Here is a 20676-nt window from a genome sequence, read left to right as displayed (position 1 = left end):
CTGATCCTGAAGTCGCTAACCTATGCGATTTTTGCGTCGGCGGTGGCAATTACTTTGGCAGGCTGCGCGACCAACCGGACGCCGCAATTCAGCTACGACGCCAGCGTGCCGCCGCTGCCGACCGTGCAGGTGGCGGCAACCGACAACACGCCTCGGCCGCTGCATGTGCCCCCGGCATGGACCGTGGCGCGCGGCGGCACCGCCGCAGGCACGCCAACCGGCCGCGTCGAGAACGCCAATGCCGCCGCCCGCGTCGAGCCGCGCCGGGAAGGCTACTACAACGCCATCCAGATATATCCGTGGAGCGAAGGCGCGCTCTATCAGGTCTATGCCGCAGTCGGGCAGATCACGACCATTGCGCTGGAGCCGGGCGAGAGTCTGACCGGCGCGGGGCCGATTGCAGCCGGCGACACCGCCCGCTGGATCATCGGCGACACCGAGAGCGGCAGCGGTGCGAACCGCCGTGTCCATATCCTCGTGAAGCCGACACGGCCGGACATTTCCACCAACCTTGTCGTCACCACCGACCGACGCACCTACATGATCGAACTGCGCGCGCGGGAATCGCTCTACATGCCTTCCGTCGCATGGTCCTATCCCGCAACGCCCGGCCAGCGCCGCGCCGTCCCGGCCGCGCCAATCATCCCGGCCGAGGCTGCGCGGAACTATCGCTATGGCTTGCAGGTGCAGGGCGACAGCCCGCCATGGCGGCCGGTTTCGGTGTTCGACGATGGACGCCGCGTCTATGTCGTCTTCCCGGCCGGGATTGTGCAGGGCGAAATGCCGCCGATCTTCGTGCTTGGCGCGAACGGCGAGCCGCAGATCGTCAATTCCCGCATCCACCAGAACGTCCTGATCGTGGACCGCCTGTTCGGCGCGGCCGAGTTGCGCCTTGGCAGCGGCAACCGCCAGCAGGTCGTCAGGATCGTCCGCACCAACCCGACGCAGGCCGCAGCAGAGCCAGCCAGCACGACCACGGGAGGATCGTCCTCATGAGCGATACCGATACCGCCGCCCCCATGCGCCTGCGCGCCGAAACGCCCCGTGTCACGCGCCTATCGCGCAAGATGCTGGCAGGCGTCGGAGCCGTCGCGCTTCTCGGCATCGGCGGGGCGCTGATCTATGCGCTCCAGACCCGCGATGCAGGACCGGGAGGGGACGAACTCTATTCGACCGAGAACCGCCCCACGGCGGACGGATTGTCTGGCCTGCCGCGCGACTATAGCGGCCCGGCGCTCGGCCCGGCGCTACCCGGCGACCTCGGCCGCCCGATCCTCGACGCGCAGAACCGGGGGCAGCCCATTGTAACGCCGGCAATCACGACGCCCGCCGTCGATCCAGAGGAAGAACGCCGCAGGGCCGAGGAAGAAGCCGCGCGCTTGAGCAACGTCTTTTTCCAGTCCGGCCCCCGCAGGGGAGCGCCAGCCGGCACCGCCATGCCCGGCCTTGCCGGGCTTGGCCTCGGCGGGCAGCCCGCGACACAGGATCGCCACGCGGCATTTCTCAATGGACCCGTGGACCGGCAGACCGTCGCCCCGGATCGCGTTGCGCCGCCGGCATCGCCCTACATCCTTCAGGCCGGGGCCGTGATCCCCGCTGCGCTGATAACCGGCATCCGTTCCGATCTGCCCGGCCAGATCACCGCGCAGGTGACGGAGAACGTCTATGACAGCCCGACCGGCTCGCTGCTGCTGATCCCGCAAGGCACCCGCATCATCGGCCAATACAATGACGGCGTGACCTTCGGCCAGCGTCGCGTGTTGCTGGTCTGGAATCGCCTGATCCTGCCGGGCGGCCGGTCCATCGTTCTGGAACGCCTGCCGGGCGCGGACGCCAGCGGCTATGCTGGCCTTGAGGATGGCGTCGATTATCATTGGTGGGATCTGATGAAGGCCGCAGGGCTGTCCACGCTGCTCGCAGTCGGCACCGAGCTGGCGACCAGCGACGAGGACCGGCTGATCCGCGCCATCCGCGACGGGGCGCAGGATACCGTCAATCAGGCCGGCCAGCAGATCGTCCAACGCCAGTTGCAGGTCGCGCCGACGCTGACGATCCGGCCCGGCTTTCCGGTCAGGATTATCGTCACCCGCGATCTTGTGTTCGAGCCGGCAGGAGGTTGACCATGACCAAGCTGAAACTCGGCCCGCTGCCAGACGACAAGCCCGTCAAGGTGACGGTGGAGTTGCCCGCGCCGCTCCACCGCGATCTGGTCGCTTATGCCGAAGTGCTGGCGCGCGAGACGGGCCAGCCTGTCGCCGATCCCGTCAGGCTCATCGTGCCGATGCTGGAGCGGTTCATCGCAACGGATCGGGGGTTTGCGAGAGCGCGGCGAGCCGCCAACTAAGTCCCATCCCGGCAGGGGTGCCGCCAGCGCATAGACGCAAATGCGGCACGCTACAGGCCGCCGACTGCCCTCCATGGTTCGCCTAATTCCGGGGCCTATTGCGCCCCGGAATCCACCAGAACCAAGGAGGATTCCATGTGCGCAGAGCGCCGCCGCGCCCGCAAAGGGCGACCGCGACACCCGGTCCCCGAAGCACTTCCCGACGATCTTTTCGACTACGCCGACGAACCCACGCCAGACGGCCGGGAACGCCGCAGCTCGCCGCTTCGCATCGTCGATGTTGAGACGCTGCCGGTCTTCGACGACTGGCCCGAAAAGGTGCCGATCACCGAGGAAGAACTACAAATCTTCGAGCGGTATTTCGGTCATGTGCTCGACCGCCTTTTCGGCCCAATCGACCTTGAAGCCGAGAATAAATCCTTGCCATACTTATCAGAAAGTGATAAGGATAAGTCATGAGCGAGGAACGTGACCCGAGCCTCGACACGCTTCTGGACCTCGACGGACAGGTGCTCGTTGTCGATCCCGAGGGCGGCCATTGGGTGAAGTTCGTTATCACCCGCGTTCCGGCATCGCCGGAAAAGCCGCGCGGCCTCGATTACTCGCTCACGCTTCACGGGCCTTCGGGCGAACGGCTGGTCGGCTTCGATAATGCCCATCCGGTCGGCCGAGGCAGGAGGGGCGAGCCGATGGACCATCGACACCGCCTCCAGACCGTGAAGCCCTACGCCTACGAGGATGCGGCCACGCTGCTGGCCGACTTCTGGCAGGCGGTGGACGCGGTATTGAAGGAGCGAGGTGCCCTATGACCACATTGAAAGTTGGGATTGCCGGCTACGACGAGATGAAGGCCCGCACCATGCGGATCGCGCGCGGCGAGGAAAAGCCGGCGGCGGACGATCCGAAGGTGTGGTTCACATCAACCGAATCCTTCGCCAAGGTGCTGTCGGCCGGGAACCGCGAACTGCTGCGCGTCATCGCCGAGAAAGCTCCGGCCTCGCTGGAGGAACTTTCGGAGATCACCGGCCGGGCCTTATCCAACCTGTCACGCACCATGAAGACGATGGAGAGCTACGGCCTTGTCCGCTTGGAGAAGGAAGGCCGCAAGCTCGCGCCCAAGGTTGTCCATGACCGTGTTGAACTGGCGTTGCCCTTGCTCGAACGCCGCGCGGCGAAAGGAGGCGCGCTATGAACATTCATTCCCCACACGTCGCCCTGCGCGCCGCGCTCTATCTGCGCGTCTCGACGGCGCGGCAAGCCGAGCATGACGTGTCGATCCCCGACCAGAAGCGGCAGGGCGAAGCCTATTGCGAGTCTCGCGGTTATCAGCTTGTGGAAACCTTCATCGAGCCGGGCGCATCGGCGACCAACGACCGCCGCCCCGAGTTCCAGCGCATGATCGAAGCCGGCACGTCGAAGCCGCCAGCGTTCGACGTGGTGGTGGTGCATAGCTTCTCGCGGTTCTTCCGCGACGAATTTGAAATGGAATACTACTACCGGAAGCTGGCGAAGAACGGCGTCAAGCTCGTATCCATGACGCAGGAGCTTGGCGACGATCCGATCCACCAGATGATGCGGCGGATCATGTCACTGTTCGACGAATACCAGTCGAAGGAGAACGCCAAGCACGTCCTGCGCGCCTTGAAGGAGAACGCGCGGCAAGGCTTCTGGAATGGCTCGCTGCCGCCCATCGGCTACCGCGTCGTCGATGCCGAGCAGCGCGGCACGAAGATGAAGAAGAAGCTGGAAATCGACCCGCTGCACGCCGACACCGTGCGGATGATCTTCCGCCTAGCATTGGAAGGCGACGGCACGTCCGGCCCCATGGGCGTCAAGAACATCGTCAGCTACCTCAACAGGAACCGCATGTTCACCCGCAGCGGCGGACGTTGGGGCATCGGCCAGCTTCACCGCGTCCTGACCCGCCGCACCTATATCGGCGAACATCGGTTCAACCGCCGGTCCAAGAAAGGCGAGGTGAAGCCCGAGGAAGAAGTCGTCACCGTCGCGGTGCCGCCGCTGATCGACCTTGAGATATTCGAGGCGGTGCAGAAGCGGTTGCAGGTCAACAATCCGAAGGTGACGCCGCCGCGCGTCGTCAGCGGCCCGAACCTGCTGACCGGCATTTGCTATTGCGGCAATTGCGGTGGGGCCATGACGCTGCGCACGGGCAAGAACGGCCGCTACCGCTACTATGCCTGTTCGATCCGGGCACGGCAGGGCGAAACCGGCTGCAAGGGCCGCGCGATCCCGATGGACAAGCTGGACCGCATCGTGGTCAGCCACATCGAGGAAAGGCTGCTGGACCCCGAGCGGATCGAAGACGTGCTCGCCTCGCTGCTGGATCGCCGGCAGGAGAGCGTCGAGCGGCGCAGCCAGCACATCACCGAGTTGAACCAGCGCGCGGCCGAGGCCGATATGCGGCTAAAGCGGCTCTACGAGGCTATCGAGGCGGGTTCGCTCGACCCGGCCGAATCCGCCCTCGGCGAACGCATCGCGGGCCTTACGGCGATACGGGATCAGGCACGGGCCGACGCCGTAAGGACCGAGGCCATGCTGAAAAGCTCGGCCCATAAGGGCCTCACAGGCGCGGCCGTGCGGGAGCTGGCGAGCGAAGCGCGGACCGGGCTTCGGCTCGGAAAGGGCGGTTATCGGCGGGATCACGTCCGGGCTTTCGCCCAGCATGTCGAGGTCGGGGACGATGCGATCTACATCAACGGCAGCAAAAACACGCTGTTGAGGGCGCTGATAGCCACAAAAGGAGGGAAATCGGCGGGAATCGGCGTTCCCGGTTTTATACCGAAGTGGCGGAGGGGGTGGGATTCGAACCCACGATGGAGTTGCCCCCACGCCGCATTTCGAGTGCGGGGTCTTGGGAGAAAGACCTATCTTTGATGTGTGATATGTCAGCTCAATGCCTGAGATAGTGGTTTTTGTCTCAGCCTGAAGTAAACCTTTAAAACAGCCTTGTGGATGTATCGTGCCGGAAAAGTGGCCTTTCGCTCTACGATAAATACCGCTCTATTCAAATGAGTGTGTTGCGTGTGTTTGGTAGAGGCTGGTCAGATCACTGTGTTTTACCCGGAATTGGCTTCGTCTTTTAAGTGCTGGTTTGGCACTATCCATGTTTTCTAATTTAATTGCTGGATCATAATAAATTTTACCGGTGGATAGAGCTGTTAAAAGCAATAAAACGTCGGTTCCCTCACACAGTGTCACTTTATTTCCGTAACTATACTCTACAGGAGCTGTGCGGTGAATTGAGGGAACGTAGGCAGCCATGGCATGTTTACGATTCCAATGTGATATTATCCCTTTAAAGCCCCATGTTGCGGCTATGGTATCATTTTGATCGACAAGAGTAATAGCACCGTCCATGTCTGTAATTTTACCTGTAGCAATATCAAAGCCTTGTAGCTTAAGTGCGAGACCCGTATCTTTGTGAAAATCGTGCTGAGTGCTGTAGATTCCTCCGAAATTCAGACGCCCAATTTTACCGGATTTATCTGCATACCCAAAACGCCTCACAAAAGCTTCAGCACCTTCGTCACGATAAAAGCCGCCGGTAGGTTCTGGTGTTAATAGTGTAACAGGACCTTTCGCCCGGAAGGTGATGAAGTCTCCCACAGCGTATTGTTTTACTTCCCAGCCCATAAAATCGGGCTCAGAATAACCGTTAGGAGAAATTCCAAGCTCTGCCTCAAGAGTGTATCCGCCACCGTTACGAGCTGTGTAGGGAGCAGGTGTGCCGTTAACACCGAGCTTTTGTGACGCAATCCATCCTTTTTCGTGTATGCGGCGCAACTCTGCCAGTAATACTGCTTTTGGATCAGCTCCTAACCGGATGCTGTCCAGATTTAGGAAGACTCCGGAGGATGGGAGATCATTTATTGAGCCTAATGTCTGGGCTGCCGGGGCGTAATGGGGAGCAACTTGCCCGAGCACACGCCCATCTTCACATATGCCTAAAAACAATACTCGCCCTTCATCACGGGAGCGCATCAGTTCTGAAGGCGCTCGTTCAGCTCTAAGAAGAAAGCCGGACATACGCACTTCAGGATATTTCGGATAAAGAATGAGCTGGGCATTTGGAGCAGGTGATAGTCCTTGCTCATCAAGCCAGAAAAAACGGACTGAAGCTTTGGCTCTGTCTCTAACGCTTCCGGCTATGTTGCTGACATCATCTTCAATAGGACCATGAGGAATAATGTTTAGCGCTGAGAAACCACCGCCTAAATAAACTTGGTTCTTTGAGTTGTCATTTGGGGCGAGACGTTTGGCGTAAAATCGTTCAGCACCGTGTGCGGCCATTTGGTTCAGTAGAGCAACAAGCGGATTGGACAAGTTTTTTACCTTCGATGCAAATATCTTTGACATCAGAGGAAAGCCAATTCATCACAGAGTCAATAACCTCATGAAAAATCAACCTGTTTTTGCCCTTTAGTGCGCATTCCCAAATGGTGCAAACACGCCAGCCCGAGCTGTTCAGTGCAGCTAGTGTGCTTTGACCACGTATTATATTTTTTTCTATTTTGTCTTGCCAGAAGTCAGTCCGTGTTTGGGGCCAGTGAAAAACCGGGCAATTATGGCCGTGCCAAAAGCACCCATTTACAAATAGGGCAGCATGATATTTTGGAAAAACGAGATCAGGTTTACCCGGGAGATTGATATCATGCAGCTTGTAGCGTGCGCCTTTAGCATGCAAAGCTTTCCTGATCAGTAACTCCGGTTTTGTATTCTTACTGCGTATAGCTGCCATATTCCGGCTGCGTGCGGCAGAGACAAGGTCATCATCCGGTTTTTTGAAACTCTTCATGGTTTATCTGGCTCAAAATATGAGGGCGCATGATACGGGCCACTTCAGCAAATACGGGCACTGCAACTGAATTTCCGAATTGCTTATAAGCTTGAGTATCGGATACCGGAATACGAAAAGTATCATTGTATCCCATCAAGCGTGCGCATTCTCTGGGAGTTAACCTGCGGGGACGCTTTCCAGAGCCGCGGCTTACCAAAATCTCAGAGCCATCTTTATAGTATCTGGCTGACAAGGTGCGGGAAATACTGTCTTTGGTGACTAATCCGAAGCCGAAACCGTTGCCTTTTAGGCGATGTTTTTCGGCATAAGCTTGTAGATACGCCCAGAGTTTCTCGGTCAGTATATATTTCTCATTTACAGAGGCATCAGGTCCACAAGTGAAGTGCCCTTCGGGCTGCTCTGTTCCATTCTCCGGGTGCAGAATTGTATTTAAGCGGCGGCTTCCCCGCTCAGGCAAAATCATATCATCGAATGAAAATGGAGTATCTTCCCTAAAGCCAACGATAACGATCCTTTGTCTGTGTTGAGGGACAAAGTGGGCCGCATCAATTACTTTGGTATGGATATGATACCCAAGTTCATCCTGAAGACTACGGCGGATAACTTCGAAGGTGCGCCCCTTGTCATGGCTACAAAGGTTTTTGACATTCTCCAAAAGAAAGGCTGTGGGCCTGTGGTGCATTAAAATGCGCAAAACATCAAAGAAAAGCGTTCCTTGGGTCTCATCCAGAAATCCGTGTTTACGTCCAAGAGCATTCTTCTTTGAAACGCCAGCCAATGAGAAGGGCTGGCATGGAAAACCCGCGACTAAGACATCATGGTCCGGGATATCTTTGGCATCAACCTCGCGGATATCGCCAGCTATTGGACGATTGTCAGGATAGTTTGCCAAGTATGTTTTTTGGGCATATTTGTCCCACTCTGAAGTGAATACGCAACGTCCACCAGCTGTTTCCATTGCTTTACGCAAGCCCCCAATCCCTGCGAACAAATCAATGAAACTAAAATCTCCAGCTGACGAGGCTGTTTTGCAACGAGCACTAGCCTCAAGTTCGAGTAAGCGAGTAATACTGTCACGGGGGGCGTCTTCACCGCGCAACCAGCGGTAAATTTGACTTTCCGAGTAACCTAGTGCTTTAGCTGCTGTTGATACAGAATAGCCTGCTCTATGCAAAAGCGTTTCAAAATCTGTTTTCAAAGCAGTCTCCAGGAATTTTTTTATCATTGCGCTAAGAAGTATCCCTGCATGAGGGCGTGCAAGCTAACAAGCTGGAGTTTGGGGCATTTGTGCAGATAGAGAAGTTAGATGTGGATACCTGAGTTTGTATAAACAACTGGCTGCAATCGTCATATTGCAGCATTTATTTGCAATATCCAGACGACCGTCTGAGGACATAGAACCAGATTACGCATTCCGATACATAAATCAGGTCATGAACCGGATAGGATTTCACAGGCCTTAATTGCAGCAGCCATTTCAGTTCTGAAATGTGGTCTTGGCTCAGCTCCAAATAGAACGATATTTAGTGCCGGCAGATCACCGGCAGATGGGATGTCTATCGTGATTGGCATTCCATCATACCAAGAACGGCCAATGCCTGCGGCCGTGCTGCCAACATCCATTGAGATATCAAGACCTTCTCCAATATTTGCCGCGAATACGCTTCCGATGAAGACGGAAAACGCACTGACAGATTTCACTTCGCCTTTTGTGCTGAAGCTTTCCGTGAGCGATTTCCAAGGGTTTAAATCTCTTGGTATATAAAGATGGAGAACCTGTAATTTTTTGTCGTTGCACGACAGCGAGACACGTGGTCGTTCTGTTGTTGTGCGTTCTGTCAGGTTTTGGTCGACCAGTTCACTGCGGAAGCTCACTCTGAGTGCATCGATTGTCGTTTCTGCCGTTGGTGCCTCCAGAAACAGCGGGATGTTTACTTGTTCGGCGTTTGAAGCGTTCATGGTGCCGAGAGTAATTGTAAAGGCTGTCAGTGCTAACGAAACGAGCTTCATATGTCTTGCAATCATGATGTTTGGCTGCACAAAAGGGAACCCTTCCGCAATAACTGACCCGATTATTTCGCCTTCATAGTAACCTGCTGATTTCCTTTGGCAGGTCTTCTGTGGTCAACAGAAAACCCCGCTCACACAAAAAGGTTCCTTTTAGTCAATGGCTTAGTGCCTATGATGGCTTCTGACCCGTCAAGTAAATGTGCTTGATATGAGCTAAAAGTGAGGGCAGTCAGATTGCGAAAAATTGGCTATTGTCGTGTATCGACCAGCGATCAAAATCTTGATCTTCAAATGGCTGCGTTGGAACGAGCTGAATGCACCGAGATTTTTAGCGATCACGGTATTTCCGGTGCTGGATTTGAACGGCCGGGACTTAATCAAACGCTGAATTCATTACGCGCCGGAGATATGCTAGTTGTTTGGCGACTTGATCGGCTCGGGCGCTCATTGGTTGATCTGATCACATTGATCAATGATCTCGCCGCGAAGAGAATTGAATTTCATTCACTGACCGAGGCAATAGATACTTCAACGTCTGGCGGTCGGCTTACCTTTCATATTATGGGGGCTATGGCTGAATTTGAGCGTGCAATTATCAGCGAACGCACTAAAGCAGGGATGAGAGTTGCGCGTGCGAGAGGTAGCAGGATCGGCCGAAAACCTTCACTCACGGACTCTGATAGAATTGCTGCACGTATGGCGATTGAAAAACATGGCCGGACGGTTTCGGACGTTGCAGCGGACTACAATATTCACCCACGAAGTCTTACCCGGATACTTAAGCAAGATGCTTCGTAGGATGAGCGTTTAATGCGCTCTGGTTGACACACAACGAGTCATGGGCAGAGTTTATTGCTTTAATGTAACTTTCTCCATCATGCACACTACTAACCTCAGGGCTAATCTATTGGATATGCGGTTGCAGATTAGCAATGAGCGTGCCAAATGCGCGTCGAGTATCTGGAGCTTGATCTAGATTAGATAGTGCAGAGGGATGAATGTCCAAGAAACCAGTGCGTGATGCTGCTTATTATGAAGATTTGCTCAAACGGAGACATCCAATAATTTACAGCGAGCTAAAAGCTGGAAAATACCGAACCGTCACGGACGCTGCAATTGCTGCTGGTATCAAGAGAACACGAACGCGACTGCAAGAACTGAAAAATGCTTGGAGCAAAGCAGACCGACCGGAGCAGCGTGAGTTTTTGAAGTGGCTTCAGTCGGAGATAAAAAGCAAGCTACCAACTTCCGTGGTTTCAATGTCCTCAACACCAATCACCATTGATCGACGGCTTGTTCCAGCAGTAGCAACCCGCATACGTGAAATCATGTTCAAACGTGGTCTCAAAATGGGGGATGTAATGGCTGAGATGGGCTTTCCTCGTTTGAATGCGTCTTTGGGTATGGCTTTATTTCGGGGGACGCGCCTTCAGCCGGAGTTGATAATAAGGCTGGAGGAGTGGCTTTCAGACAACGCTACTATATAATCAATGTAACACAGGGAGCGAGTACGTATACACACAGCTTCGTTTGAGTTTATCCGTGAAAAATTAGGCTTTTAGAAAGTTAGGACGAAAGTTTGGTTGCCTATCGTTCTCACAAAGAGGATGGGGGGACTGTTGCTTTTGCCTTGGTTATTATTTTTAAAGCGCGTTTTTGTTTCTTGTAAGTCTGAATGTTAAGGCCAAGCTTTGCTGCTTCTTCCTTTTCCTTTAGTTCATATTTTTTATTACGTGCATTGGCTTTTAAACGCTGGATGGATCTTGTCGCAAACATACGGATCAGGCCTAATTTCTGAGCACGCTGGCTACGGTAAGTATATTCTTCTTGTGTTTCGTCTACTAATTTATCGCCCGCAAAAGAAGCTTCGCGCAATCCGGGGATTTCAATTCCGTATTGCTTTTTGTAATTGCGCTGAACTTCAGCAAGGGTAAGGGATGCTTTGTATAAAGGCATCGCGCATAACATATCTATTAATTCGTCAAGCTCATCTTTACTGAGTTGCCCCTCTAACTGTTTAGCAGCATATTCTTTTCTACGTTGCGTTTGTTTACGCAGAGTTGCGCCCTTGGTATCGCGAAGCTTACGCTCTTCCGGTGTCATATTAAGTTTTGGCCTACCCATTTGGTATCATTCTCGCCGATAATAAAGATAATTTTATTATAGCGAGTAGTTGGTGGGATTGCACAAAAAGACGAAAATAATGGTTTTTAGAGTTTATCGTGCCAGAGAAAGCGTCATGCATAATATATATACTTAAATACAAATAATCAAAAACAGATACATAGTTAAGACGCTTACTCTGTCACGTTTTATTAGATGTGCTCATACCTCGCCGCTAGCGCGGCTCGCCTGCGCGCCCTTCGGGCTTGCGGCCGCCTTCGGCGTCCACTGGTTATTTTTTGTTTGCCGGAAGATTGGATAAAATTACAAATCCAATGAAACACGCTCCGGCCAACCGGTTAAGTGTTTCGGGTATCTTCTATTTGTCTCGAGGATTCTCACGGGCGCGTTCCGTGGTGTTCTTTGCTGCCATTGTGCTGCCGGATAACTAACGCTCGCCAGTGAACTTCTATGCCGTTGCTCCAATATGGGAGGTTTCAGTCACAAAGATGCGGTGAAGCCAGAAGGCATCCCCATCACTAGGCTTGCATTTGTCTAGGACTTCGACTGTTGCGGCAGCATCAATCAGCCGGATGGCTTGAAGCGCGGTGCGATGAATGAGGAGGCTACGTTTCACCAGAGCAGAGAAAAGATAACGGCGGCGCGTCTCTGACAATCGTCCAGATCATGCCAATCATTTCGATTGAGATTTATCCAGCGTCATCCGGTGATAAAATTAATATCCGGAAGATGGTGACAGATTGCAGCTTATAGGCTGATTTGCTGGTGCCTGATAAAAAGCTGCAAATATGTTTTCGTCACTGTGCCACAAGGGTTTTGAGCAATGGTAAAGGTAGTGTTCAGATGATTGCGATTGTAGATGTATCTACTATTCGGATTACTGCACAGCGTATGGCTTTTTTGCTGATGGTGGGCGGTTAAAGCTCACGTGCCAATGTTGACAGATTTCCAAAAACAGCAAAATTTGGTCGAAAGTGACAACATAAGGTAAAACTCTGTCAACATAGCGCAACAAAAACGGGCGTTTCCATCAATGTTGACGCTGATTATGTTGCGCTATGTTGACAAAATTGAGCGTTTTCCGAGCACTATGTTGTCATTTTTTGTGTCTTTTGGGTGTAGTGACAACATTATGTTTCACTTCCGGATGCATTTACCCAAGGCGACCAACCAGCGCATCAGCACTCAAATGTGTGTAGCGCTTCAGCATAGATAGTTCTTTGTGTCCGGAGATCGTGCTGACTTCCATCACGTTTAGACCTCGCTCAAAGAAACGGCTGACGGCTTCGTGGCGCAAATCGTGAAACTTAAGATCAATGATACCGGAGCGTTTGATGACTCGTTTCCACGTTTGATCGAAAGCTGAGATCGTCATACCGAATGGCATATATTGATCTACGCTGTCATTGTGATGAAGTGACATAAGTGCTTCGCATGCACGGGATGATAATGGAACTTCCCGGCTTGTTCCGTTTTTTGTTAGGGCTAATGAGATCACCCGGCGGTTATGTGAAATGTCGCTCCATTTGAGTCCCAGAAGCTCACCACGACGCATTCCGGTCTCGATGGCTACTATCGCCAGCGCACGGAAGCATGCAACCCTACCGTCGTCACAGGCGGCTAATAAGCGCTGTTCTTCTGATGGAGTAAGGCGACGTGATCTTGCATTATTAATGGTCGGGCGACGGATCATCTTCACGACGTTCTGGGCGAGGGGATAACCCCAGTCACGCATGGCTACATCCAAAACGTGACTGAGGATTGCAAGCTCACGAACAGCGGTAGCTGGTTTGACTGTCCGGAGGCGTTCGTCACGAAACGAGGCGATGTCCTGTTGAGATAAGCCTATGAGCGTCCGATGAGCAATATCATGACGTTGGAGAACACCGAGGCGCTGTATCTCTTGAGTGGCACCGCGCTTAGCTGGCGATACTTCTTCGGCGTATCGCTTCATCAATTCGCCGAGCGTAGTGCTTTCAAGAATGCGCGTATCTGGTGCAGCGCCGAACTTGTCGACTTGGGCTTCCAATTCACGCGCCCATTTTTCGGCTTCGTTCTTGCTGTCAAAAGATTTGCAGCGTGGCTTCATTCCACGTCTGCGGACTTGTGCTTGCCAGCGTCCTCTGAGTTTTCGGATCGTAGCCATCGTGATCTCCGGTAATGATTGAAGAACACACGTAGGACGCCCCGGATGGGGAGCCAAGAGTTATTCCGGCCATTTCGTGATCGCAGACGATTTGAGAATAGATTGTGAGAGAAAGTCTTGCTGCGGTGCAACAACTATAGAAAGTGTTAAATTGATTGATTCGCAAAAGAAAGTTAATGTAATGGACTTGAAGTTTGAACCTCCGTTAAACCTTTACCATCTTTCTGGAGGGCTTCAGTTACTACTTGGAGAGAACCTCAAGCATGGTTGCTGGACGCGCACACGGAGCATTTGCTTATCTGGTCAGCTTTGAACGGCCCTGAGGATATTTTATCTTTCTACCCTGAGATCAGGATTATTGGCAGAACGCGATTTTCCACCGTGGAAGATATGAAGGAGTCAATCTCTCCAAATTTCGCCATTCGTTCGACGTCACACTCCAACCAATGTCTGGCATTTAACCAGCATACATTCTGGAGTGGAGTAGCAAATGGTTTCAGTCAAGACGGTGCTGCGGAAAGTGCTCATATCTGTCGCAGATTGAGCACCCAAATTATTAAATCAACCCGCCGATTAGAAAAACTCTCATTGTCCTACAGATCGGCCTTGCCCTCTCAAAAAATTCCAGAAGATGGTAGCGTTTCATTTCAACAAGATAAGTTCGCTTCTAATATCGGCAATGAGTTCGGTAGCTTTCTCGACGATCTCTATGGCTTGCGTGATGCAATCAATGTGATTGTCTACAAAATTCTCTTGGGAAAGGAAGGGAGTTTCAGCACTAGTGCACTAAAGAAAGCCGTTGCTGCGTGTGAATTGAGTCCTACTGTTGATTTGATCAATGCGGCAATGTTTGACGATGTCGATGGCGATCTAATTATCTCAAAAATGTCCACCTATCGCGGAGTTGCGCTTCATAGCATGGGGACTAGCAATCCCGTGACGTTAGATAGCCTCATGATTAAGAGCGTAAGTGGTCCTTTGGGAAAGATCGCACGGCTCGTTTATCCGCTCTATGATGATATAACCCAACTGAAGGAAATTGAAGCAGGGAAATCGTTTAGATTGATCCACAATCGCGATGAGTTTGAACGCTTCGCTAAACTCGATAATCATCTTGATGGGATGGAGTTCGCTTATGATTGCTTTGTCCGATTGCTTCAAATCGCCGAGTCTCTCGGTATCGAGCTCCGGTTAGAGCCACGTCATATTCAGCTAACTGATCGTGACATACTAAAAGCAACCTTCACTGACGATAATGGGAATGTAGTTCATCTCGAGCGTGATCCCATCAGCGGGGCACTGAAGGAACGTATAGAAAGTCATTTTCAGTTATCAGCTATAGTAAATTTTCATCAAGATTATAGGGTGTGGAATTCATATTTTGCAGGATATAACCAAAGACTGCTAGTGGCTTAAGTAATAGGCTTACAAGATGTGCCGTAAGCGTGGCTCTTGATAAAAAATATTGGTGGGGCGCGCTTTATAATTTAAGTGCACAACATTAAAATTGAAGTAATTTCTTGATTTTGTTGAATCAACTGGCGGAGAGGGTGGGATTCGAACCCACGATGGAGTTGCCCCCACGCCGCATTTCGAGTGCGGTACTTTCAACCACTCAGCCACCTCTCCGCTGTGTCATCATATGAAAATTTCAGACTAAACGATCTGCTTTCATATCAAATCATGCGATTTGCTGAATGTGTGTCGCGCTCATAACGCGGACAGCGGATTTAGACAAGTGCTAATCGTTCCGAACCCACCATAATTTCGCAGATAATGTGCTTTAAGGTCTGAAAAACCTTGACGTGGCGGTGTTTTTGCCACTATATGCGGCCACGTCGCAGGAGGATGAGAATCCCCTTTGACTTTTGTTGTGTGTTTATCAGACCTTAAACTGATGTTTTTGCTAAGATAAATAATCAAACTGTCACGACTGACAAGAAGACGGTCCCTGCTTGGCGGGAGAACCGGAAACGAACGACCCGAAAGGAAAACAAATGTTCGCAGTCATTAAGACAGGTGGTAAGCAGTATCGCGTTGCCGCCAATGATGTGCTTAAAGTTGAAAAAGTTGCCGGTGAAGCCGGTGATGTTGTAGAATTTGCAGAAGTTCTGATTGTTGGCGAAGGTGAAAACGCCACTGTTGGTGCTCCGCGCGTTGAAGGTGCTGTTGTAACTGCGGAAGTAGTTGAACAGGGCCGTGCGAAAAAAGTTATCGCGTTCAAGAAGCGTCGCCGTCAGAACTCCAAGCGTACACGCGGTCATCGTCAGGAACTGACGACAATCCGCATTTCGGAAATCCTCACCGGTGGCGCAAAGCCATCCGCTAAAGCAAAGGCCGCGCCGAAAAAGGCTGCGCCAAAAGCTGAAGCTGCTGAGTAATCAACGAATTAAAGGAGAATACCGATGGCACATAAGAAAGCTGGCGGTTCATCGCGTAACGGTCGCGATTCAGAGTCGAAACGCCTTGGCGTGAAAAAATTCGGCAGCGAAGCTGTTATCGCAGGCAACATCATTGTTCGCCAGCGCGGTACTCAGTGGCATCCGGGTGCAAATGTCGGCATGGGTAAAGATCATACCCTGTTCGCAAAGGCTGACGGCGTTGTGTCTTTCAAGACAAAAGCAAACGGCCGAACCTTTGTATCCGTGAACCCGATGGCTGAAGCTGCGGAGTAACCGGTGCTCCATTCATATACCGGTGTTCCTGTTGAACCCGATATATGAAGCCGCTTTACGGACAAAATATTGAAGGGGAGACGGGAAACCGTCTCCCCTTTTATTTTTCCCGGAGGATGGCCGGCAGGCCTGAAAGCAACAATGACAAAATTGCAGAGCGGAACAGAATTAAGAAGCGAAAGCAGACAGGCTGCGCTGGCGACGGATGATGATCTCAGAGGTGCGGGGCTGACAGGAGCCTATGGTGCGAAAGTGACTTTGCAGGATTCCCCAGTGCAGCTCACAGAGCGTCTTGTGCTGCGCCCGCCGCATGAAGAAGATATTGATGCGGTCGCTGCATTAGCAAACAATATTAATGTGGCGCGTATGCTGGCGCGGTTGCCTTATCCATATTCGCGCGAACATGCGGTTGATTTTATCAAGCTTGCAGCGTCCGGTGCGATCGGGCAATTTGTTTATGCGATTACACTTGCCGATACGGGCGAGTTTATTGGCGGCCTTACATTGCACGATCATAAATATGGCCCTGGCTATGAGATCGGCTATTGGCTGGGTGAGCCTTACTGGGGCAAAGGCTATGCCACAGAAGCAACGACGGCTTTGATCGATTTGTCGTTCCGTGAATTGTCGCTTGAGCAGATTTATATCAGTGCGCAAAGCCGCAATGAAGGCTCAAAGCGTGTGATTGAGAAATGCGGTTTCAGGCATACGGGCTCTGCCATAGGCCACTCTGTTGTTGACGGAGATGTGCCGGTTGAGTGCTATATCATGACCCGTCAGCAATGGCTGGAATTGCGTGGTGCAGGGCAATAATGCTCTGCACTGCGACATAAGAATAAAAGCCGCTGCTCACTTTGTGTGCGTCTGCACTGAAACTATAGTTTGCAACTGCAGCGGGCGGCGGTTTTCAAGTCCGGTTTTTTGCTGTATTGGCTCAGTTTAAATATCTCAGTTAAAATTGCGGTCGCATATATCTGCAATTTATTACCTCTTAATATCGGACTATCCGACAGCCGGCCTGTGCCGGAAAAGGCAAGCACATGAAGTTCCTCGACCAGACAAAAATTTATATCCGCTCCGGAAATGGCGGTGCTGGCGCGGTTTCGTTCCGTCGCGAAAAGTTTCTGGAATTCGGTGGTCCCGACGGCGGCGACGGTGGTCGCGGCGGTGACGTCTGGGCTGTGGTCGTGGATGGTCTGAATACACTAATCGACTATCGCTATCAGCAGCATTTCCGGGCGAAAACCGGCATGCACGGCATGGGTCGTAATATGACCGGCGGTAAAGGCGATGACGTCATTCTTAAAGTGCCGGTCGGTACCCAGATTTTTGAAGAAGACAATGAAACGCTGATCTGCGATCTGACCACAGTCGGGCAGCGCTACCGTCTTGCAAAAGGCGGTAATGGCGGTTTCGGTAACCTGCATTTCAAAACCTCAACCAATCAGGCGCCGCGTCGTGCCAATCCGGGTCTGGAAGGTATTGAGCGCACCTTGTGGCTGCGCCTGAAGCTGATTGCGGATGCGGGTCTCGTTGGTCTGCCAAATGCCGGTAAATCGACTTTCCTTGCCAGCGTTACTGCTGCCAAGCCGAAGATCGCTGATTATCCTTTCACCACGCTGCATCCGAATCTTGGTGTTGCCCGTGTGGATGCGCGTGAATTCGTGATCGCGGATATTCCGGGTCTGATTGAAGGTGCGAGCGAAGGCATTGGTCTCGGTGACCGTTTCCTCGGCCATGTGGAGCGTACCCGTGTGCTGCTGCATCTGGTTTCGGCACAGGAAGAAGATGTGGCGAAGGCCTATAAGGTTATTCGCGGCGAGCTGGAAGCTTATGGTCATGGTCTGACCGATAAGATTGAGATTGTCGCATTGTCACAGGCAGATACGCTTGATCCCGATGCGCGCAAAGACAAAATGAAGGCGTTGAAAAAAGCGTGTGGTCGTGAACCGTTGTTGCTGTCGGCTGTGAGCCGTGAAGGTATTGAGACAACATTGCGCGAACTGGCACGTATTATTGATCAGAGCCGTGCGGAAGAGGCGGATCAGGAAGCTGCGAAAGCGGACTCTAAAGCCAAGTCGGATTACAAAGGTAAGTGAGCAGATCATGACGATCGGGGCGCTGAAGAATTATCGTCGTATTGTTATCAAAATCGGCTCGGCGCTTCTGGTTGATCGTGCTCAGGGGCTGAAGCAGAGCTGGTTGACAAGTCTTGCTGCCGATATTGCGGCTTTGCAGGCGCAAGGTGTGGAAGTGCTGGTTGTGTCTTCCGGTGCGGTTGCACTTGGGCGCACGGTTCTGGGACTACCTTCGGGCACTCTGAAACTTGAAGAAAGTCAGGCATCAGCAGCAGCAGGGCAGATTGCATTGGCGAAAGCCTATGCTGATGTGCTGGGTGCCTATCAGATTATGGCAGGGCAGGTGCTGCTCACATTGTCTGATACGGAAGAGCGCCGCCGTTACCTCAATGCCCGCGCAACGATTGAAACGCTGCTGAAACTCAAGGCCGTGCCGGTTATCAATGAGAATGATACGGTAGCGACCAATGAAATCCGTTATGGCGATAATGATCGCTTAGCTGCACGTGTTGCCACAATGATCGGCGCTGATCTGCTCATTCTGTTGTCTGATATTGACGGCCTTTATACCGCGCCGCCGCATAAAGATCCGAATGCGCAGTTTTTGCCGGTCGTGGAAGCAATCACGCCGGATATTGAAGCGATGGCCGGTGCTGCCGCATCTGAATTGTCGCGTGGTGGCATGAAGACCAAGCTGGATGCCGGTAAGATTGCCAATGCGGCCGGAACTGCGATGATTATCACCTCCGGTACGCGGATGAACCCGCTGGCGGCGATTGATCGTGGTGAGCGGTCAACTTTGTTCAAAGCCTCCGATGCGCCGGTCAATGCATGGAAAATCTGGATTTCCGGTCATCTCGATGCCGCAGGGCAATTGGTGATTGATGACGGTGCTTTGAAAGCGCTGAAATCCGGTAAATCTCTGCTGCCTGCCGGTGTGCGGGAAGTACGCGGTGATTTCCAGCGCGGCGATACGGTTTCCATCCTTAATCTGGAAGGCCGTGAGGTTGCTCGTGGTCTGGCCGGTTATGATGCTGCCGATGCCGTGAAGATCGCCGGTCATAAGAGCGGTGAGATTGAGGAAATTCTCGGCTATTTCGCGCGTTCTTCGATGGTGCACCGCAATGATCTGGTGATCCGTGGCAGCCGTGCGCAAGGTGCTGCGAGCGCTGAGGGGGAAATGTGCAATGCAGGATAAGCAGGACACTCTGGCAGTTGCTGAACTGATGGCAGAGCTTGGCCGCAAAGCGCGTGCTGCTGCTGGCCCGCTGGGGATTGCCAGTGCCGAGCGCAAACATGCAGCTTTGATTGCTATGGCCGATGCTTTGCTGCGTCGCAAAGACCTGATCCTCAATGCCAATGTGCTGGATGTTGCAGCAGCGGAAGCTGCCGGCACTGCCGCATCTTTCATTGACCGACTGAAACTGGATGAAACACGTATCCGTGCGATGGCTGACGGTATTCGTGCGATTGCGGCCTTGCGAGATCCGGTCGGTGAAGTGATGACCGAATGGGATCGCCCGAATGGTCTGCATATTGAACGCGTACGCACGCCGCTTGGCGTGATCGGCGTGATTTATGAAAGCCGTCCGAATGTGACAGCCGATGCCGGTGCGCTCTGCCTGAAAGCCGGTAATGCGGTGATCCTGCGTGGTGGTTCGGATTCCGCCCATTCATCCCGTGAAATTCATGCCGCATTGGCTGAAGGCTTGAAGGCCGCAGGTCTGCCGGAAGCTGCTATTCAGATGGTGCCGGTGACAGATCGTGCCGCTGTTGGTGAAATGCTCAAAGGTCTGAACGGTGCGATTGATGTGATTGTACCGCGTGGAGGCAAAAGCCTTGTCGCCCGTGTGCAGGAAGAGGCGCGGGTGCCGGTTTTTGCGCATCTCGAAGGCCTGTGCCATGTTTATATTGATGCCAGCGCTGATCTGGAAATGGCAAAGAAGATCGTTCTCAATGCCAAAATGCGCCGCACTGGTATTTGTGGCGCAGCAGAGACTTTGCTGGTTGATCGCAAAGTGGCTGAGACGCATCTGGTGCCTGTGCTGGATGAACTGGCAAAAGTAGGTTGTGTGATCCGTGGCGATGTGGATGTTTGTGCGCTATATTCTCAGGCTGAACCGGCGACTGCGGAAGACTGGTCAACGGAATATCTGGATGCGATCATTTCCGTGGCGCTGGTTGATGGAATTGATGGTGCGCTGACGCATATCAACCGCTATTCATCCCATCACACGGAAGCGGTGATTGCGGAAGATGCTGCGGTGGTTGAGCGGTTCTTTAACGAGATTGATTCAGCCATTTTGCTGCACAATGCTTCAACGCAATTTGCTGACGGCGGTGAATTTGGCATGGGTGCGGAAATCGGTATCGCGACCGGTAAAATGCATGCGCGCGGGCCGGTTGGTGTGGAACAGCTCACTTCGTTTAAATATCGCGTGCGCGGTAACGGACAGACACGGGTTTAAACACACGCATGT

22 protein-coding genes and 1 tRNA gene are annotated in these 20676 nt (G+C 52.8%); 16 read left to right on the top strand and 7 right to left on the bottom strand.

Annotation, left to right across the window (positions count from 1 at the left end):
* The 7 genes from trbG to LDL70_RS13925 all read left to right on the top strand — a co-directional run bounded on the left by trbG (nucleotide 1) and on the right by LDL70_RS13925 (nucleotide 5239).
* Nucleotides 1-996 (top strand): P-type conjugative transfer protein TrbG, encoded by a 996-nt coding sequence (gene trbG, locus LDL70_RS13955; RefSeq protein ID WP_037405078.1) that lies wholly within the window; start codon nucleotides 1-3, stop codon nucleotides 994-996.
* The gene (locus LDL70_RS13950; RefSeq protein ID WP_023516017.1) at nucleotides 993-2120 is read left to right on the top strand and encodes a TrbI/VirB10 family protein; all 1128 of its coding nucleotides are present in this window, start codon (nucleotides 993-995) and stop codon (nucleotides 2118-2120) included. The genes trbG and LDL70_RS13950 overlap by 4 nt, the downstream gene beginning before the upstream one ends.
* Nucleotides 2121-2122: 2 nt before the next feature.
* Nucleotides 2123-2344: a DUF2274 domain-containing protein gene (locus LDL70_RS13945; RefSeq protein WP_047581001.1), complete on the top strand. Its 222-nt coding sequence runs from the start codon at nucleotides 2123-2125 to the stop codon at nucleotides 2342-2344.
* Nucleotides 2345-2479: 135 nt separating this feature from the next.
* Nucleotides 2480-2803: a hypothetical protein gene (locus LDL70_RS13940; protein WP_023516015.1), complete on the top strand. Its 324-nt coding sequence runs from the start codon at nucleotides 2480-2482 to the stop codon at nucleotides 2801-2803.
* Nucleotides 2800-3153: a DUF6516 family protein gene (locus LDL70_RS13935; RefSeq protein ID WP_023516014.1), complete on the top strand. Its 354-nt coding sequence runs from the start codon at nucleotides 2800-2802 to the stop codon at nucleotides 3151-3153. Before LDL70_RS13940 ends, LDL70_RS13935 begins: the two co-directional genes overlap by 4 nt.
* Nucleotides 3150-3536 carry a helix-turn-helix domain-containing protein gene (locus LDL70_RS13930; RefSeq protein WP_023516013.1) on the top strand — a complete coding sequence of 129 codons (387 nt, stop codon included), beginning with the start codon at nucleotides 3150-3152 and terminating at the stop codon, nucleotides 3534-3536. Before LDL70_RS13935 ends, LDL70_RS13930 begins: the two co-directional genes overlap by 4 nt.
* Entirely contained in the window at nucleotides 3533-5239 is a 1707-nt protein-coding gene (locus LDL70_RS13925; RefSeq protein ID WP_225685325.1) for a recombinase family protein, read from the top strand. The genes LDL70_RS13930 and LDL70_RS13925 overlap by 4 nt, the downstream gene beginning before the upstream one ends.
* A gap of 126 nt (nucleotides 5240-5365) precedes the next feature.
* Here LDL70_RS13925 and LDL70_RS13920 read toward each other — a convergent pair whose 3' ends face one another.
* From LDL70_RS13920 to LDL70_RS13900, 4 genes are all read right to left on the bottom strand, one after another.
* Nucleotides 5366-6721 carry an MvaI/BcnI family restriction endonuclease gene (locus tag LDL70_RS13920; RefSeq protein WP_225685324.1) on the bottom strand — a complete coding sequence of 452 codons (1356 nt, stop codon included), beginning with the start codon at nucleotides 6719-6721 and terminating at the stop codon, nucleotides 5366-5368.
* On the bottom strand, nucleotides 6636-7160 hold the full coding sequence (locus tag LDL70_RS13915) for a very short patch repair endonuclease (protein WP_225685323.1): 525 nt from the start codon (nucleotides 7158-7160) through the stop codon (nucleotides 6636-6638). The genes LDL70_RS13920 and LDL70_RS13915 overlap by 86 nt, the downstream gene beginning before the upstream one ends.
* Nucleotides 7135-8388: a DNA (cytosine-5-)-methyltransferase gene (gene dcm / locus LDL70_RS13910; protein WP_304651002.1), complete on the bottom strand. Its 1254-nt coding sequence runs from the start codon at nucleotides 8386-8388 to the stop codon at nucleotides 7135-7137. The genes LDL70_RS13915 and dcm overlap by 26 nt, the downstream gene beginning before the upstream one ends.
* A 206-nt stretch (nucleotides 8389-8594) precedes the next feature.
* The gene (locus tag LDL70_RS13900; RefSeq protein ID WP_225685322.1) at nucleotides 8595-9203 is read right to left on the bottom strand and encodes a hypothetical protein; all 609 of its coding nucleotides are present in this window, start codon (nucleotides 9201-9203) and stop codon (nucleotides 8595-8597) included.
* A 204-nt stretch (nucleotides 9204-9407) separates the two neighbouring features.
* Between LDL70_RS13900 and LDL70_RS13895 the strand changes: the two genes are divergently transcribed.
* Both LDL70_RS13895 and LDL70_RS13890 read left to right on the top strand, forming a co-directional pair.
* The gene (locus tag LDL70_RS13895) at nucleotides 9408-9971 is read left to right on the top strand and encodes a recombinase family protein (protein ID WP_225685321.1); all 564 of its coding nucleotides are present in this window, start codon (nucleotides 9408-9410) and stop codon (nucleotides 9969-9971) included.
* Nucleotides 9972-10171: 200 nt separating this feature from the next.
* Nucleotides 10172-10660, top strand: coding sequence for a hypothetical protein (locus LDL70_RS13890; protein ID WP_225685320.1), 489 nt, complete (start codon nucleotides 10172-10174; stop codon nucleotides 10658-10660).
* A gap of 109 nt (nucleotides 10661-10769) precedes the next feature.
* On the opposite strand, the gene LDL70_RS13885 is transcribed toward LDL70_RS13890, so the two are convergent.
* Both LDL70_RS13885 and LDL70_RS13880 read right to left on the bottom strand, forming a co-directional pair.
* On the bottom strand, nucleotides 10770-11276 hold the full coding sequence (locus LDL70_RS13885; protein ID WP_225685319.1) for a hypothetical protein: 507 nt from the start codon (nucleotides 11274-11276) through the stop codon (nucleotides 10770-10772).
* A 1174-nt stretch (nucleotides 11277-12450) separates the two neighbouring features.
* Nucleotides 12451-13443 (bottom strand): site-specific integrase, encoded by a 993-nt coding sequence (locus tag LDL70_RS13880; protein ID WP_225685318.1) that lies wholly within the window; start codon nucleotides 13441-13443, stop codon nucleotides 12451-12453.
* 291 nt (nucleotides 13444-13734) lie between these two features.
* Between LDL70_RS13880 and LDL70_RS13875 the strand changes: the two genes are divergently transcribed.
* Nucleotides 13735-14859, top strand: a complete 1125-nt coding sequence (locus LDL70_RS13875; RefSeq protein ID WP_225685317.1) for a hypothetical protein — start codon at nucleotides 13735-13737, stop codon at nucleotides 14857-14859.
* Between the two features lie 123 nt (nucleotides 14860-14982).
* On the opposite strand, the gene LDL70_RS13870 is transcribed toward LDL70_RS13875, so the two are convergent.
* A tRNA-Ser gene (locus LDL70_RS13870) sits at nucleotides 14983-15072 on the bottom strand.
* Nucleotides 15073-15440: 368 nt separating this feature from the next.
* Here LDL70_RS13870 and rplU point away from each other — a divergent pair.
* The 6 genes from rplU to LDL70_RS13840 all read left to right on the top strand — a co-directional run bounded on the left by rplU (nucleotide 15441) and on the right by LDL70_RS13840 (nucleotide 20664).
* Entirely contained in the window at nucleotides 15441-15824 is a 384-nt protein-coding gene (gene rplU / locus LDL70_RS13865; protein ID WP_022712234.1) for a 50S ribosomal protein L21, read from the top strand.
* A 24-nt stretch (nucleotides 15825-15848) separates the two neighbouring features.
* The gene (gene rpmA, locus LDL70_RS13860) at nucleotides 15849-16118 is read left to right on the top strand and encodes a 50S ribosomal protein L27 (protein WP_022712235.1); all 270 of its coding nucleotides are present in this window, start codon (nucleotides 15849-15851) and stop codon (nucleotides 16116-16118) included.
* Between the two features lie 141 nt (nucleotides 16119-16259).
* Nucleotides 16260-16931, top strand: coding sequence for a GNAT family N-acetyltransferase (locus tag LDL70_RS13855; RefSeq protein ID WP_225685316.1), 672 nt, complete (start codon nucleotides 16260-16262; stop codon nucleotides 16929-16931).
* A gap of 227 nt (nucleotides 16932-17158) precedes the next feature.
* A complete protein-coding gene (obgE, locus tag LDL70_RS13850; protein ID WP_225685315.1) occupies nucleotides 17159-18217 on the top strand; it encodes a GTPase ObgE in 1059 nt (352 codons plus the stop codon).
* Nucleotides 18218-18224: 7 nt separating this feature from the next.
* The gene (gene proB, locus LDL70_RS13845) at nucleotides 18225-19394 is read left to right on the top strand and encodes a glutamate 5-kinase (RefSeq protein ID WP_225685314.1); all 1170 of its coding nucleotides are present in this window, start codon (nucleotides 18225-18227) and stop codon (nucleotides 19392-19394) included.
* Nucleotides 19384-20664, top strand: coding sequence for a glutamate-5-semialdehyde dehydrogenase (locus LDL70_RS13840; RefSeq protein ID WP_225685313.1), 1281 nt, complete (start codon nucleotides 19384-19386; stop codon nucleotides 20662-20664). Before proB ends, LDL70_RS13840 begins: the two co-directional genes overlap by 11 nt.
* Nucleotides 20665-20676: the final 12 nt, after the last annotated feature.

The sequence above is a fragment of the Pseudochrobactrum sp. XF203 genome (assembly GCF_020341615.1).
Classification (GTDB): Bacteria; Pseudomonadota; Alphaproteobacteria; order Rhizobiales; family Rhizobiaceae; genus Pseudochrobactrum; species Pseudochrobactrum saccharolyticum.
This window is presented reverse-complemented; position numbering and strand designations above follow the sequence as displayed.

Excerpts from the sequence above, each read along its gene's own strand:
- rplU (WP_022712234.1), top strand. The coding sequence starts at position 15,441 with ATGTTCGCAGTCATTAAGACAGGTGGTAAGCAGTATCGCGTTGCCGCC.
- LDL70_RS13940 (WP_023516015.1), top strand. The coding sequence starts at position 2,480 with ATGTGCGCAGAGCGCCGCCGCGCCCGCAAAGGGCGACCGCGACACCCG.
- dcm (WP_304651002.1), bottom strand. The coding sequence starts at position 8,388 with ATGATAAAAAAATTCCTGGAGACTGCTTTGAAAACAGATTTTGAAACG.
- LDL70_RS13950 (WP_023516017.1), top strand. The coding sequence starts at position 993 with ATGAGCGATACCGATACCGCCGCCCCCATGCGCCTGCGCGCCGAAACG.
- obgE (WP_225685315.1), top strand. The coding sequence starts at position 17,159 with ATGAAGTTCCTCGACCAGACAAAAATTTATATCCGCTCCGGAAATGGC.
- LDL70_RS13840 (WP_225685313.1), top strand. The coding sequence starts at position 19,384 with ATGCAGGATAAGCAGGACACTCTGGCAGTTGCTGAACTGATGGCAGAG.
- LDL70_RS13885 (WP_225685319.1), bottom strand. The coding sequence starts at position 11,276 with ATGACACCGGAAGAGCGTAAGCTTCGCGATACCAAGGGCGCAACTCTG.
- LDL70_RS13935 (WP_023516014.1), top strand. The coding sequence starts at position 2,800 with ATGAGCGAGGAACGTGACCCGAGCCTCGACACGCTTCTGGACCTCGAC.
- LDL70_RS13880 (WP_225685318.1), bottom strand. The coding sequence starts at position 13,443 with ATGGCTACGATCCGAAAACTCAGAGGACGCTGGCAAGCACAAGTCCGC.
- LDL70_RS13920 (WP_225685324.1), bottom strand. The coding sequence starts at position 6,721 with ATGTCAAAGATATTTGCATCGAAGGTAAAAAACTTGTCCAATCCGCTT.
- LDL70_RS13915 (WP_225685323.1), bottom strand. The coding sequence starts at position 7,160 with ATGAAGAGTTTCAAAAAACCGGATGATGACCTTGTCTCTGCCGCACGC.
- LDL70_RS13930 (WP_023516013.1), top strand. The coding sequence starts at position 3,150 with ATGACCACATTGAAAGTTGGGATTGCCGGCTACGACGAGATGAAGGCC.
- LDL70_RS13855 (WP_225685316.1), top strand. The coding sequence starts at position 16,260 with ATGACAAAATTGCAGAGCGGAACAGAATTAAGAAGCGAAAGCAGACAG.
- LDL70_RS13890 (WP_225685320.1), top strand. The coding sequence starts at position 10,172 with ATGTCCAAGAAACCAGTGCGTGATGCTGCTTATTATGAAGATTTGCTC.
- LDL70_RS13945 (WP_047581001.1), top strand. The coding sequence starts at position 2,123 with ATGACCAAGCTGAAACTCGGCCCGCTGCCAGACGACAAGCCCGTCAAG.
- rpmA (WP_022712235.1), top strand. The coding sequence starts at position 15,849 with ATGGCACATAAGAAAGCTGGCGGTTCATCGCGTAACGGTCGCGATTCA.
- LDL70_RS13925 (WP_225685325.1), top strand. The coding sequence starts at position 3,533 with ATGAACATTCATTCCCCACACGTCGCCCTGCGCGCCGCGCTCTATCTG.
- proB (WP_225685314.1), top strand. The coding sequence starts at position 18,225 with ATGACGATCGGGGCGCTGAAGAATTATCGTCGTATTGTTATCAAAATC.